This is a genomic window from Anaeromyxobacter paludicola (assembly GCF_023169965.1).
Lineage (GTDB): Bacteria > Myxococcota > Myxococcia > Myxococcales > Anaeromyxobacteraceae > Anaeromyxobacter_B > Anaeromyxobacter_B paludicola.
Window position 1 is genome coordinate 297481 of the sequence record NZ_AP025592.1, and the last position, 12568, is coordinate 310048.

Annotated in this window: 13 protein-coding genes; 9 read left to right on the top strand and 4 right to left on the bottom strand. The window is 75.5% G+C overall.

The genetic code is table 11. From position 1 onward, the window contains the following. Positions 1–8: 8 nt before the first annotated feature. The 6 genes from AMPC_RS01375 to AMPC_RS01400 all read left to right on the top strand — a co-directional run bounded on the left by AMPC_RS01375 (position 9) and on the right by AMPC_RS01400 (position 5482). The gene (locus AMPC_RS01375) at positions 9–1127 is read left to right on the top strand and encodes an LptF/LptG family permease (RefSeq protein ID WP_248343757.1); all 1119 of its coding nucleotides are present in this window, start codon (positions 9–11) and stop codon (positions 1125–1127) included. Beyond that, entirely contained in the window at positions 1124–2197 is a 1074-nt protein-coding gene (locus AMPC_RS01380) for an LptF/LptG family permease (protein ID WP_248343758.1), read from the top strand. The genes AMPC_RS01375 and AMPC_RS01380 overlap by 4 nt, the downstream gene beginning before the upstream one ends. A gap of 66 nt (positions 2198–2263) precedes the next feature. Further along, positions 2264–3589, top strand: a complete 1326-nt coding sequence (locus AMPC_RS01385) for an O-antigen ligase family protein (protein WP_248343759.1) — start codon at positions 2264–2266, stop codon at positions 3587–3589. After that, complete coding sequence (locus AMPC_RS01390; protein ID WP_248343760.1) at positions 3586–4368, top strand: WecB/TagA/CpsF family glycosyltransferase; 783 nt, start codon at positions 3586–3588, stop codon at positions 4366–4368. Before AMPC_RS01385 ends, AMPC_RS01390 begins: the two co-directional genes overlap by 4 nt. Positions 4369–4373: 5 nt before the next feature. Next, complete coding sequence (locus AMPC_RS01395; protein ID WP_248343761.1) at positions 4374–5114, top strand: glycosyltransferase family 2 protein; 741 nt, start codon at positions 4374–4376, stop codon at positions 5112–5114. After that, the gene (locus AMPC_RS01400; protein ID WP_248343762.1) at positions 5111–5482 is read left to right on the top strand and encodes a DUF2304 domain-containing protein; all 372 of its coding nucleotides are present in this window, start codon (positions 5111–5113) and stop codon (positions 5480–5482) included. The genes AMPC_RS01395 and AMPC_RS01400 overlap by 4 nt, the downstream gene beginning before the upstream one ends. 314 nt (positions 5483–5796) lie before the next feature. Here AMPC_RS01400 and AMPC_RS01405 read toward each other — a convergent pair whose 3' ends face one another. From AMPC_RS01405 to AMPC_RS01415, 3 genes are all read right to left on the bottom strand, one after another. Next, positions 5797–6000 (bottom strand): hypothetical protein, encoded by a 204-nt coding sequence (locus tag AMPC_RS01405; RefSeq protein ID WP_248343763.1) that lies wholly within the window; start codon positions 5998–6000, stop codon positions 5797–5799. Positions 6001–6581: 581 nt separating this feature from the next. After that, positions 6582–7604 carry a GDP-mannose 4,6-dehydratase gene (gene gmd, locus AMPC_RS01410; RefSeq protein WP_248343764.1) on the bottom strand — a complete coding sequence of 341 codons (1023 nt, stop codon included), beginning with the start codon at positions 7602–7604 and terminating at the stop codon, positions 6582–6584. Next, positions 7601–8557 carry a GDP-L-fucose synthase family protein gene (locus AMPC_RS01415; RefSeq protein WP_248343765.1) on the bottom strand — a complete coding sequence of 319 codons (957 nt, stop codon included), beginning with the start codon at positions 8555–8557 and terminating at the stop codon, positions 7601–7603. Before AMPC_RS01415 ends, gmd begins: the two co-directional genes overlap by 4 nt. A 71-nt stretch (positions 8558–8628) precedes the next feature. Between AMPC_RS01415 and AMPC_RS01420 the strand changes: the two genes are divergently transcribed. After that, a complete protein-coding gene (locus tag AMPC_RS01420) occupies positions 8629–9417 on the top strand; it encodes a glycosyltransferase family 2 protein (protein ID WP_248343766.1) in 789 nt (262 codons plus the stop codon). Here the strand turns inward: AMPC_RS01420 and AMPC_RS01425 are convergent. Further along, positions 9390–10502, bottom strand: coding sequence for a glycosyltransferase family 4 protein (locus AMPC_RS01425; protein ID WP_248343767.1), 1113 nt, complete (start codon positions 10500–10502; stop codon positions 9390–9392). The genes AMPC_RS01420 and AMPC_RS01425 overlap by 28 nt on opposite strands. A gap of 169 nt (positions 10503–10671) precedes the next feature. Between AMPC_RS01425 and rfbF the strand changes: the two genes are divergently transcribed. Both rfbF and AMPC_RS01435 read left to right on the top strand, forming a co-directional pair. Beyond that, positions 10672–11463: a glucose-1-phosphate cytidylyltransferase gene (gene rfbF, locus AMPC_RS01430; RefSeq protein WP_248343768.1), complete on the top strand. Its 792-nt coding sequence runs from the start codon at positions 10672–10674 to the stop codon at positions 11461–11463. A gap of 5 nt (positions 11464–11468) precedes the next feature. Beyond that, the gene (locus AMPC_RS01435; protein ID WP_248343769.1) at positions 11469–12512 is read left to right on the top strand and encodes an NAD-dependent epimerase/dehydratase family protein; all 1044 of its coding nucleotides are present in this window, start codon (positions 11469–11471) and stop codon (positions 12510–12512) included. The last annotated feature ends 56 nt before the right edge of the window (positions 12513–12568 follow it).

The following is a 12568-nucleotide window of genomic DNA, read 5'->3' on the forward strand; positions in this document are numbered from 1 at the left end:
CGCCGCGCTTGTCAGCGCTCGACCGATACCTCGCCCGCGAGATCCTGCTCCCCTTCGGCGCGGGGCTGCTCTTCCTCACCCAGCTCCTGCTCGCGACCCAGCTCCTGTCGCAGGGCGACGTGCTCCTCGGGGCGGGCGCCTCCTTCCGCGATCTGGGGCTCGTCTGCCTCGACCTGCTGCCGCACCTCATGGGCTACGTGCTGCCCGTCGCCTTCCTGCTCGGGGCGGTGGTCGGGGTGGGGCGGCTCGCCGAGGACCGCGAGCTGGTGGCCCTCTCAGCGGCCGGGCTCGCCCCCTCGCGCCTGGTGCGCGTCCCGCTCGCGCTCGGCGCGCTCGCCTCGGCCGCGGCGCTGGTCCTCTCGCTGCAGGCGGAGCCGGCGGGCCTCCGGGCCGCCCGGGCCCGCCTCGACGACCTCATCAAGCGCAACGTCACGAGCGAGGTCCGCTCCGGCACCTTCTTCGAGGAGATCCCGGACGTCACCCTCTACGCCGAGAAGGTGCAGCGGGACGGCTGGCGCCACGTCCTCGTGAGCGACCGGAGCGATCCGGCCGCGCCGCTGCTGGCGCTCGCCGAGGGAGGGAAGCTCCGGCCGGCCGAGGGCGGCACGCTCGAGCTCGTGCTCACGCGCGGCGAGGCCCACCGCGAGGAGCTGGCGCAGGGCGAGTACGTCACCGCCCGGTTCCGCCAGGGCGTGATCGACGTCGGCGTCGGCCAGACGCTCGAGGAGCGGAACCGGCTGGTGGGCTCGCCCTTCGAGCTCACGCCGGGCGAGATCGTCCGGCTGGCCCGCCGCGCCGACGCCGCCACCCCTCCCAACCCCGAGGAGGCCCGCCGCTGGCGCACCTTCCTCCACCGGCGCATCGCCGGCCCCCTCGCGCTGCTCGCCTTCGCGCTCCTCGCCGTCCCCATCGCGGCGTCGCGCCGCGGCGGGCGGGCCTTCGGCTACGTGGCGACGCTCCTCGCGGTGGTGGGCTACTACGCCGTGCTGCGGGTGGGGGAGGGGCTCTCGCAGCGCGGCGCGCTCCCGTACTGGCTCGGGCCGGAGCTCGCCAACCTCGCTTGCGCGGCGGCCGGCCTCGCCGCCATCGCGCTCACCAACCGGCGCGGCGCGGGGGCGGTCCGGTGAGGCTCTTCCTGCACCTCGCGCGCCGCGCCGCGGTCGCCTTCCTGGCGGCGCTCGCCGCGGTGGTGGCGCTCTTCCTGGTGGTGGACTTCGCCGAGAACGCGAGCGCCTTCCGCGGCCCGGGCTGGATCCCGGCGGTGCTCGCGCTGTACGCCAACCGCTCCGGCGTGGTGGCCTGGCAGGTGGCGCCGGCGGCCATGGTCCTCGCCGCGGCGGTGACTGCGAGCGGCCTGCGGCGCACCCGGGAGTGGACGGCGATGCGGGCGCTCGGGCTCGGCCCCTGGCGGCTCGCCCTCCCGGTGCTGGCGGTCGCGCTCGCCGCCGCCGGGGTCTTCGTGGCCTTCGGCGACGCGCTCGTCACCCGGGCCGGGCAGCGCGCCGACGCCATCATGGCGGAGCGGTTCCACCGCGGCGGCTTCGGCCGCTCGCAGGAGCCGCGCCGCTGGTTCCGGGGGAAGGGCGGGCGGCGCATCTACCACCTTCGCGCCGGCGCCGGCACCGCCTTCGAGCGGGTCACCATCCTCGAGGTCACGCCCGACTTCCGGCTCTCGCGCCGCATCGACGCCGGCCGCATGGAGCCGGGCGCGGCCGAGGGCGAGTGGCTCCTGTCCGACGTCGCCGAGCGGACCTTCACGAAGCCCGGCGCGATGCTGCTCACGACCTTCCCCTCGCGGACCTACCGCTTCGACGAGGAGCCGGGCGCGTTCGCGGTCCGACCGGGCCGCCCCTCGCAGCTCACGCGCGCCGTCCTCGGGCAGCAGATCGCCCTGCGCCGGCGCCTGGGGCTGCCGTTCGCCGACTTCGCCCTCGAGTGGCAGGACCGGCTCGCCCACCCCTTCGCCGCGGTGGCGGCCGGGCTCGTGGCGCTGGCGCTGGCGCTCCGGCGCGAGCGGAAGGGGCACCTCACCACCGCGGTGGTGGAGGCGGTGGCCGTGTCGCTCGCCTTCTGGGCGGTGGCCGGCGTGGGCTGGTCGCTCGGCGTCGCCTCGCGCGTCCCGGCCCCCGTCGCCGCCTGGGCGGCGCCGCTCCTCTTCCTCGCCGCAGGCGCCGCGCTGCTGCGGCGGAACGCCTGAGCTCCCGTGCCGGGCGCGCCCGAAGGTTCGTGGGGGCCGCCGGGGCCATGGTACGGTGCCCCGCCGATGCCCGCCTCGATCGCCACGGCCCGCCGCCTGCTCGCCCAGGCCGCCGCCCTGGGGCTCCTCGTCCACGCCCTGTTCCTGCCCATCTCCATCGCCGGGATGCAGATCGGGCTCGCGGTGTCGCTCTCGGCCCTGGTGCTCCTGCGGCTCTCCGGGGCCCGCGGTCTCTGGAGCCGGTCGGCGCTCGACCTGCCCATCCTCCTCTTCTGCGGGGCGGCGGTGCTGGCCACCGCGGTCGCGGCCGCGGCGGGGCTGCCGCCCGTGGACTGGGCCTCGACGCTCGGGTGGCGCTCCGCGCTCTCGCCGCTCCTGGTGGTCTCGGTGGCGGCGGTGCCGTACGCGGTCCCCGACGCCTTCGGCGGCACCCCGCGGGAGGCCTCCCGGCGCCTCGCCCTCGGCGCCCTCGGGCTCTGGGCGGCGGCCGCGCTGCTCCCGAGCGTCATCGCCTTCGCGCAGTACCGGACCGGGCTCGACCCCTGGTTCGCGATCGGGATGCGGCCGAGGCCGATCGTGGCGCCGGCGCCGAAGTACCCGGGCCACTTCGCCGCCATGGGCTTCTTCACCTGGTACCAGCGGCTCGCCCACAACCTGACCCCGCCGGCGCTCCTCGCGGCGGCGCTCGCGCTCCACCCCGGGCTCCCGGTCCGCTGGCGCCGCTTCCTCGGCCTCGCGGCGGCGCTCGCCTGCGCCGCGGTGCTGCTCACCCTGTCGCGCGCCGCCTGGTTCGCGCTCTTCGCCGGGCTCGCGCTCTTGGCCGTCGCCCGCGGCGGCCGGGCCGCGCGGATCGGGGTCCCGGCGGCGCTCGCCGGGGCGCTCCTGCTCGGGCTCGCCCAGCCCGCCCTGCGCGCGCGCCTGCTGCACCTGGGCGACGCCGAGTCCACCGGCGACCGGAAGCTCATCTGGTCGGTCTGCGCCGCCGTGGTGGAGGATCACCCGCTCACCGGCGTCGGCTTCGGCAGCCTGCCGCGCCGGGCCATCCCGTACTGGGACCGGATCTCCCCCGGCTGGACGCTGCGGGCCTGGTGCCACGACAGCTTCTTCAGCGCCTGGGCCGAGGGCGGGCCGCTGCTGTTCCTGGCGGTGCTGCTCTACTGGCTCCTGCTCCTGCGCGCCTTCGCGCGCTGGGGCCGCGCCGGCGGGCCGGTCTCCCGCGCCGCCGCGGCGGGCGGGCTCGCGGCCGCGGGCGCCATGCTCCTCAACTCGCTCGGGCACGACCTCTTCTACGCGAGCGAGTCGATGTACGGCCTCGGCTTCGCCCTCGGGATCGCGGCCGCGCTGGCCCGCCCCGAGGTCTCGGGCGACGCGCCGGGCGGGGAGGGGGCGTGAGCAAGGTCGGGATCTGCGGGCTCGGCATCGACGCGCTCACCGCCGAGGGCGCGCTCGACGCCGTGAGCGGCGCGGTGCGGGCCCGCCGCGCCGGGGACCTCCGGCCCCCGCTCGCCGTCTTCCCGGTCAACGTGGACCTCGTGGTGAAGGCCGCGCGCGACCCGGCCTTCGCCCGCGACCTCGCCGCGGCCGACCTGCTCCTCGCCGACGGCGTGCCGGTGCTCTGGATGGCGCGCGGCCTGGGCGCGGCGCTGCCGGAGCGGGTGGCCGGCTCCGACCTCGTGCCGCTCCTCGCGGGGCGTGCGGCGGCGGAGGGCTTCTCGCTCTTCTTCCTGGGCGGCGCGCCAGGGGTGGCGGAGGCGGCGGTGGCGCGGCTCCGGGGCGAGCACCCGCGCCTGCGGGTCGCCGGCACGCTCTCGCCCCCGCCCGGGTTCGACGCCGATCCGGCGGCGCTCGAGGCGGCGGTCGCGGCGGTGGCCGCCGCCCGGCCGGACGTGGTGCTGGTGGCGCTCGGGGCGCCGCGCCAGGAGCGCTTCGCCATCGCCTGTGGCGCGCGGCTCGGCTGCGCGGCGGTGCTCGCGGTGGGCGGCACCTTCGACTTCCTGGCCGGCCGCCGCCGCCGGGCCCCCCGCCTCCTCCAGCGCGCCGGGCTGGAGTGGGCCTGGCGGCTCTCCCAGGAGCCGCTGCGGCTGGGTCGCCGCTACCTCGTGGACGACGCCGCCATCGTGCCGCTCTACGCCCGCGCGCTCTGGCGGCGGTGGGCCGGCGGGGTAGACTAGGCGCGATGCGCGTCCTCGCCATCGTCCCGGCGTACAACGAGGCCCGGAACCTCCCGGGCGCGCTCGCCGCGCTGCGCGACGCCGCCCCCGGGTGCGACGTCTGCGTGGTGGACGACGGCTCGACCGACGACACCGCGGCGGTGGCGGCCCGGCTCGGCGCGGTGGTGCTCCGGGAGCCCGTGAACCTCGGCATCGGCGGCGCGGTGCAGACCGGCTACCGGTGGGCGGCCGCGCGCGGCTACGACGTCGCGGTGCAGGTGGACGGCGACGGCCAGCACGACCCGGGCCAGCTCGCGGCGCTCCTCCAGCCCATCCTCCGCGGCGAGGGCGACCTCGTGATCGGCTCCCGCTTCCTCGCCGGCGCGGGCGGCGGGTTCCGCTCGACGGCGCTCCGGCGAGCCGGGATCCGCTACCTCTCGCTCTTCCTCCGGCTCCGCTGCGGCGTCCTGGCCACCGATCCCACCTCCGGGTTCCGCGCCGCCGGGCGGCGCGCCATCGAGCTCTTCGCCCGCCGCTACCCGTCCGACTACCCGGAGCCGGAGGCGATCGCCGTGGCGGCGCGGGCCGGGCTGCGCGTCCGCGAGGTGCCGGTGACCATGGCCGAGCGGCGCCACGGCCGGAGCAGCATCGACGCCTGGCGGACCCTCTACTACCTCCTCAAGGTGTCGCTGGCGCTCCTGCTCCTGCCGGTGCGCGAGGCGGCGCCGCTGCCGGCGGGCGAGCCGCGCCCGGAGGGACCCGCGTGAGCCCCGAGCCCATCCTCGCCCCGCGGCTGCAGGTCTTCGCGGTCGCCGTCCTGCTGGTGCTCCTCGGCGCGGTGGCGCGGCTGGTCCGCCGCCACCAGCTCAGCCTGCGCGACAGCCTCCTCTGGCTGCTCTCGACCTTCGCCGGCCTGGTGGTGGCCCTCTTCCCCGAGCTGCTCACGCGCTTCTCGGCGCTGCTCGGCATCCGGGTGCCGAGCAACGCGCTCTTCGCGCTCGCCTTCGTCTACCTGCTCGGGAACCTGCTCGCCGCCAACATCGCCATCTCGGCGAGCGCCACCCGCGTCCGGCGGCTCGCGCAGGAGTGCGCGCTCCTGCGGGCGGAGCTCGACGAGCTCAGGCGCCGGGGGTAGCCGAGAGGCCGGTCACTTAGTGTCTTCCGCTGTAGCTCCCTGTCAGGGGATGCGGCGTCGGCGCGCGCGCCGATCCGTCCGCCGGCGTGAGTCTGTTTCGACCAACGGCCCCCTCCAGCGAGCGGGTATTGGGCAAAGACTACGACGGAAGGGACACGCGCGACCGTTGGCGCCGAGCTCGGCGGCGGCGCCGCCGCCTCGCCGGACGGATGCTGCGCGCGCGAGCGCAGGGGCGCGCGCGACGAGGCCGCGCCCGCGAGATGGAGAACACTCGCCGGGAGCTCGCCACGTTGATGCGCTTGTAGGCGGCCTCGTCAGAGAGGTGGAGCACGCTCACGCAATAGGAGTGCATCGAGGGGCAGGCGTGGTTGAGGTAGAGCCCTGCGGGCATCGACCTCGGCGAGGTGCGCGACGAGCTCGGCGGTGGCCTCGCGCTCGCGCCGGACGAGTGAGACGAGGGCTTCGAGCAGCGCGTGGTCGGACAGTGCTGCCAGGTCGGAGGAGAGCAGAGCGTTCATACGCTCCGTTCTACCAGCGGTTTTCGAGCCCTCCGGGGAGGGGGCTGGGCGGGGCGTGGCCGGGCTTTCCCGGAGCAGCCTCCGCTCTCCCCCGGAGACGGTGCGCAGGGCGCGCAGGACGAGCCAGGCACGCTGAGAGGGGAATCCTCAGCGCGCGGGACCGTCGCGCGTCGTGAGGACCTGAATCCTGGTCAAGCGAAGAATGGATCCAAACCGGGTGCATGGGTGAAAAGCCGGACCGGCAAACATGGAGCGCACTCACCGTGAACGCCCTGACACGAGCCGTCCCCGGGGACAGCTCGTGCCCGGCCCGTCCGCGCGGGCGCGGCCTCGTTTCACGCGCCCCTGCGTTCGTGCGTGCGGACACGTCCGGCGAGGCGGCGGCGCCGCCGCCGAGCGCGGCGCGAACGCCCGCGCGTGTCCCTTGCCTCCTGGTCTCGGCCCAAAGGCCGCTCGCTGGGGGCGGGGCCGTTGGTCGAAGCAGACCGACCCCGGCGGACTGGCCGAAGCCCGGGCTGCAGGCCGCCCCGCGCCCCCTGACGGGAGCTACGGCGGAAATCGTCAAGTGAGCGGCGCCGCGGCTAGCCGTGCCGCGACACGGCCGGGCCGGCGCCGGCGCGCCGCTCGCGCTCCGCCAGCTCGAGGTCGGCGTCCATCATGATGCGCACCAGCTCGTCGAAGCTGGTGCGGGGCCTCCAGCCGAGCTGCCGCGTCGCCTTGGAGCAGTCGCCGAGGAGGTAGTCCACCTCGGTCGGGCGGAAGTAGCGCGGGTCGATCTCGACGTGCGCCCGGTAGTCGAGCCCGACGTGGGCGAAGGCGCGCTCGCAGAGCTCGCGCACCGAGTGGGCCTCGCCGGTGGCGACGACGTAGTCGTCGGGCTTCTCCTGCTGCAGCATGAGCCACATCGCCTCGACGAAGTCCTTGGCGTAGCCCCAGTCGCGCTTCGCCTCGAGGTTGCCGAGGAAGAGCTTCTGCTGCAGCCCCACCTTGATGCGCGCCGCCGCCCGGGTCACCTTGCGGGTGACGAAGGTCTCGCCCCGCCGCGGCGACTCGTGGTTGAAGAGGATGCCGTTCGAGACGTGGAGCCCGTACGCCTCGCGGTAGTTCACCGCCATCCAGTAGGCGTAGACCTTGGCCGCGCCGTAGGGGCTGCGGGGGTAGAAGAGCGTCCCCTCGTGCTGCGGCGGCGGCGAGGCGCCGAACATCTCCGAGCTCGAGGCCTGGTAGAGGCGGGTGCCGGAGAGGCCGAGCTCGCGGACCGCCTCGAGGAGCCGCGTCACGCCCAGGCCGGTCACCTGGCCGGTGTACTCGGGCACGTCGAAGGAGACGCGGACGTGGCTCTGCGCGCCGAGGTTGTAGATCTCGTCGGGCCGGATCTTCTTGAGGAGCAGGTTCAGGCTGGAGGCGTCGTCGAGGTCGCCGTAGTGCAGGAAGAGCCGCGCCCCGGCGGTGTGCGGGTCCACGTAGAGGTGGTCGATCCGCTCGGTGTTGAAGGACGAGGAGCGGCGGATCATCCCGTGGACCTCGTAGCCCTTCTCGAGCAGCAGCTCGGCGAGGTAGCTGCCGTCCTGTCCGGTGATGCCGGTGATGAGCGCCTTCTTCACGTGAGCTCCTTCGCGGATCGTGCCTCGTACCACGCCACCGTCTCGCGCAGCCCCTCCTCGAACGGGATGCGCGCCCGCCAGCCGAAGAGCGCCGCGGCCCGCGAGGTGTCGAGCATGCGCCGGGGCTGGCCGTTCGGCTTCGAGGTGTCCCAGACCACCTCGCCCTCGAAGCGGCAGAGCCGGGCCACCAGCGGCACGAGGTCGCGGATGCGGATCTCGAACCCGGCCCCCAGGTTCACCGGCTCCGAGCCGTCGAAGCGCTCGGCCGCCGCCAGGATCCCCTCGGCGCAGTCCTTCACGTGCAGGAACTCGCGGCTCGCCGAGCCGTCGCCCCAGACCACGAGCCGGTGGTCGCCCCGGCGGCGCGCCTCGACGCACTTGCGCACCAGCGCGGGGATGACGTGCGACGTGTGGAGGTCGAAGTTGTCGCCCGGGCCGTAGAGGTTCACCGGGAAGAGCACCGAGGAGTTGAACCCGTACTGCTGCCGGTAGGCCTGGCTCTGGACGAGCAGCATCTTCTTCGCGAGGCCGTAGGGGGCGTTGGTCTCCTCGGGGTAGCCGTTCCAGAGGTCGTCCTCCTTGAACGGGACCGGCGTGAGCTTGGGGTAGGCGCAGATGGTGCCGAGGGCGACCAGCTTCGGGAGCCCCACCTGCCGGCCCACCTCGAGGAGCTGCACGCCCATCATGAGGTTGTCGTAGAAGAACTTGCCGGGGTTGTCCTGGTTGGCGCCGATGCCGCCCACGCGGGCCGCGAGGTGGAGCACGAGGGTGGGCCGGGCGTCGCGGTAGAGCCGCCGGACGGCGCCCATGTCGGTGAGGTCGTAGTCGCGCGAGCGCGGCACGAAGACCTCGCCCGCCCCGCGCGCGCGGAGCGCCTCGACCACGTGGCCGCCGAGGAACCCGGCGCCCCCGGTCACGACCACCCGCTCCCCGGCCCAGCTCGCGATCGGCATGGGGGACGGGACTACCTGCGGCCGGAAAGGCTGTCAATGCCGGTAGCTGCGGTAGACTCGGCCCCCCTCGCATGGCCCGCCGACCCCGCATCTGCGTCGTCACCCCCTCGCTCGACCAGGCCGCCTGGCTGGGCAGCACCGTCGAGAGCGTCCTATCCCAGGAGGGCGACTTCGAGCTCGCCTACCGGGTCCAGGACGGCGGGAGCACGGACGGCTCGCTCGAGCTCCTCGACCGCTACGCCGGGCGGCTGGTCCTCGAGAGCGGGAAGGACGGCGGCCAGGCCGACGCGGTCAACCGGGGGCTGCGGGCCGCCGACGCCGACGTGGTGGGCTGGGTCAACAGCGACGACCTCCTCCGACCGGGCGCGCTGGCGCGGGTGGCGGCCGCCTTCCGCGACGACCCCGGGCTCCTCTGGGTGCACGGGCGCTGCGACATCGTGGACGCGGCCGACCGGCCCATCCGCCGCTGGGTGGCCGCCTACAAGGACCGGCGCTGCCGCCGCTACTCCTACCGGTCGCTCCTGGTCGAGAACTTCGTGAGCCAGATGACCGTCTTCTGGCGGCGCGAGGCGCACGAGCGGGTGGGCTACCTCGACGCCGGCCTCCGCTACGCCTTCGACTACGAGTTCTGGCTCCGGCTCGGCGCCCTCGCGCCGCCGCGCTTCATCGACGCGCCGCAGGCGGCCTTCCGCTGGTACGAGACGAGCAAGAGCGGCGCCTCCTTCGAGCGGCAGTTCGAGGAGGACTGGGAGGCGTTCCGGCGCCACGCGCCGCCCGGCGACCGGCTGCTGCGCTGGCGCAAGCGGGCGCGGACCGCCCAGATCGTCGGGGCCTACCGCCTCCTCAGGATGCTCCGGTAGACCGCCAGCGTCTTCTCGGCGCAGGCCCGCCAGGTGAAGCCGCGGGCCCGCTCCCGCCCCAGCGCCGCCCGGGCGCGGGCCGCGTCCCGATCGTCGAGCACCCGCGCGATCGCCCCGGCGAAGGAGGCCGGGTCGCGCGGGTCGGCGTACAGGGCGGCGTCGCCGCCCACCTCGCGCAGGGCCGGGATGGCGCTCGCCACCGCCGGGGTCCCCGCCGCCATCGCCTCCACGAGCGGCAGCCCGAACCCCTCGTAGAGCGAGGGCAGCACAAGGCAGGCCGCGCCGGCGTAGAGCGCGGGGAGCTCGGCGTCGGGCAGGGTGCCGGTCAGCCGGACGTGCGGGGCGAGGTCGCCGAGCGGCAGCGACTGGGCCCACCCCTGGCGGCCCACCAGCACCAGCTCGAGGTCGCGCCCCTGGCGGCGCAGGAGGCGGAAGGCGTCGAGCAGCGCCGGGAGGTTCTTGCGCGGCTCGAGGGTGGCGACCGAGAGGAGGTACGGCGCGCGCGGCCCCTCCGGCGCGCGGGCCTCGAAGAAGCGCTCGTCCACGCCGTTCGGGGTCACGTGCACCCGCTCGGCCGGCAGCCCGGCGGCGCGCACCAGGTCCACCCGCGAGGCCTCGCTGACGGTGAAGACCGCCGAGGCGCGCGCCAGCGCCTGCGGGAAGAGCGGCCCGTAGTAGACCCGCATGCCGGCCGAGACCGAGTCGGGGTGGAGCCAGAAGGTCGCGTCGTGGACCGTGATGGCGGCCCGCCCCCGCCAGAGCAGGGGGGTGGGGAAGGCGAGGGTGTGGAGCAGGGTGACCCGCGCCCGCGCCGCCGCCCAGGGGAGCCAGGCCTGGTCCACCGGGACCCGCACCTTCCACGGAGCGGGGTGCTGCTCCACCGGGAGCCGGGTGAGGGCGGGCGGCGCCTCCGGGTGCGTGAAGAGGACCAGCTCCTCCGGGGCGAGAGCGGCGAGCTCGGTCACGAGCGACAGGGCGTACCGCTCGACGCCCGTCAGCCGGTCGGGCCGAATCAGGGTGCAGTCGATGCCGACGCGCCGCAGCGGGCGCGGCAGGCCGCGCCGGGAGGGGAGGGGGGAGGGCATGACGCCGAAGGAGTCCTATCACCCCTCGCGGCCCGGGGGGGAAGCGACTTGGGCGGCCCGCCCGGCCGCGCCCGGCGCGGTCCCGCCGCTCGTGCCCTCGCCGGGTTGCCCAGGGCCGGGACCTCGGCTAACCTGCGCGCCGTCCAACCGATTTCACGGGGGAGCGCCGATGAAGGCCGTCATTCTGTGCGGTGGTCAGGGGACCCGCATCCGCGAGGCGAGCGAGGTGCTCCCGAAGCCGCTGCTGCCCATCGGCGGCAAGCCCATCGTCTGGCACATCATGAAGACCTACGCCGCCTTCGGCGTGAAGGACTTCGTGCTCTGCCTCGGCTACAAGGGCTGGCTCATCAAGGAGTTCTTCCTCAACTACCGCGCCATGACGAGCGACCTCACGGTCCACCTCGGGCGCGACGCCTCGGTGGACATCCACGGCGGGAACGGCGTCGAGGACTGGCGGGTCACGCTGGCCGAGACCGGCGAGGCCACGCAGACCGGCGGCCGGGTCGCGGCCATCCGGCGCTACGTCGAGGGGGACGAGCTCTTCGCCCTCACCTACGGCGACGGCGTGGCCGACATCGACATCGACGCCCTGGTGGCGCTCCACAGGCAGCACGGGCGGGTGGCCACGGTCACCGCCGTGCGCCCCCCGAGCCGCTTCGGCGAGATGCAGATCGACGGCTCCTCGGTCCGCGAGTTCAACGAGAAGCCGCAGGCGACGGGCGGGTTCATCAGCGGCGGCTTCTTCATCCTCGACGCCAAGCGCATCTGGGACTACCTGAGCGACGACCCGAAGTGCGTCTTCGAGGCCGAGCCGCTGCGCCGGCTGGTGGCCGACGGCCAGCTGCAGGCCTACGAGCACACCGGCTTCTGGCAGCCGATGGACACCGCCCGCGAGTTCACGCTCCTGAACGACCTCTGGGCCAAGGGCCAGGCGCCCTGGAAGCCCCGCTCCGACCGCTGACCGCCATGGAGAACCCGCTCGCCCGGGACCTCGACGGCGTCCTCTCCGAGGCCCGCGAGGCCTTCGAGGCGCTCCGCGGGGCCCGGCTCTTCGTGACCGGCGGCACCGGCTTCTTCGGCGGCTGGCTGCTCGAGTCCCTCGCCTGGGCCGACGCCCGGCTCGACCTCGGCGTCGAGGCGGTGGTGCTCACCCGCGACCCGGGCGCCTTCCGGGCCCGCCGGCCGCACCTCGCCGGCGCGCGCGGCGTGTCGCTCCTGCGGGGCGACGTCGCCAGCTTCGCCTTCCCCGAGGGGCGCTTCACCCACGTGGTGCACGCCGCCACCCCGGCGAGCGCCCAGCTCAACCTCGAGCAGCCGCTCGTCATGCTCGACACCATCCTCGCGGGGACGCGGCGGGTGCTCGACTTCACCGCCGCGAGCGGGGCCGGGCGGCTCCTCTTCACCAGCTCGGGCGCGGTCTACGGGCGGCAGCCGCCGGAGCTCGAGCGGGTCCCGGAGGACAGCCGGCTCTCGCCCGACCCCAACGCCCCCGCCTCCGCCTACGGCGAGGGGAAGCGCGCGGCCGAGCTGCTCTGCGCCATCTACGCCGCCCGCCACGGGTTCACCGCGGTGGACGCGCGCTGCTGGGCCTTCGCGGGCCCCTACCTCCCGCTCGACGGCACCTACGCCATCGGGAACTTCGTCCGGGACGCCCTCCGCGGCGGCCCCATCCGCGTGGGCGGGGACGGGACGCCCTGGCGGTCGTACCTCTACGGCGCCGACCTCGCCGCCTGGCTCTGGACGCTGCTCGCGAAGGGGCAGGGGGGGCGCGCGTACCACGTCGGCGCCGAGGAGGCGATCACCATCGCCGGCCTGGCGCGGCTCGTGGCCGAGGTGCTCGGGGTGGAGGCGGGCGTCGAGCTCGCGCGCGCCCCCGAGCCCGGGCGGCCGGCGGAGCGCTACGTCCCGTCCACCCGCCGCACCCGCGAGGAGCTCGGGGTCCGGGCCACGGTGGGGCTCGAGGAGGCCATCCGCCGGACCGCGGCCTGGGCGTCCCGGCCGCCGCGCTGAAAGGGCCCCGGGGAGCCCCGAGCTTGAACCGGCGCGGCCGGAGCACGTACAGTGCC

Excerpts from the sequence above, each read along its gene's own strand:
- AMPC_RS01385 (WP_248343759.1), top strand. The coding sequence starts at position 2,264 with ATGCCCGCCTCGATCGCCACGGCCCGCCGCCTGCTCGCCCAGGCCGCC.
- AMPC_RS01395 (WP_248343761.1), top strand. The coding sequence starts at position 4,374 with ATGCGCGTCCTCGCCATCGTCCCGGCGTACAACGAGGCCCGGAACCTC.
- AMPC_RS01405 (WP_248343763.1), bottom strand. The coding sequence starts at position 6,000 with ATGAACGCTCTGCTCTCCTCCGACCTGGCAGCACTGTCCGACCACGCG.
- AMPC_RS01415 (WP_248343765.1), bottom strand. The coding sequence starts at position 8,557 with ATGCCGATCGCGAGCTGGGCCGGGGAGCGGGTGGTCGTGACCGGGGGC.
- AMPC_RS01420 (WP_248343766.1), top strand. The coding sequence starts at position 8,629 with ATGGCCCGCCGACCCCGCATCTGCGTCGTCACCCCCTCGCTCGACCAG.
- AMPC_RS01425 (WP_248343767.1), bottom strand. The coding sequence starts at position 10,502 with ATGCCCTCCCCCCTCCCCTCCCGGCGCGGCCTGCCGCGCCCGCTGCGG.
- rfbF (WP_248343768.1), top strand. The coding sequence starts at position 10,672 with ATGAAGGCCGTCATTCTGTGCGGTGGTCAGGGGACCCGCATCCGCGAG.
- AMPC_RS01435 (WP_248343769.1), top strand. The coding sequence starts at position 11,469 with ATGGAGAACCCGCTCGCCCGGGACCTCGACGGCGTCCTCTCCGAGGCC.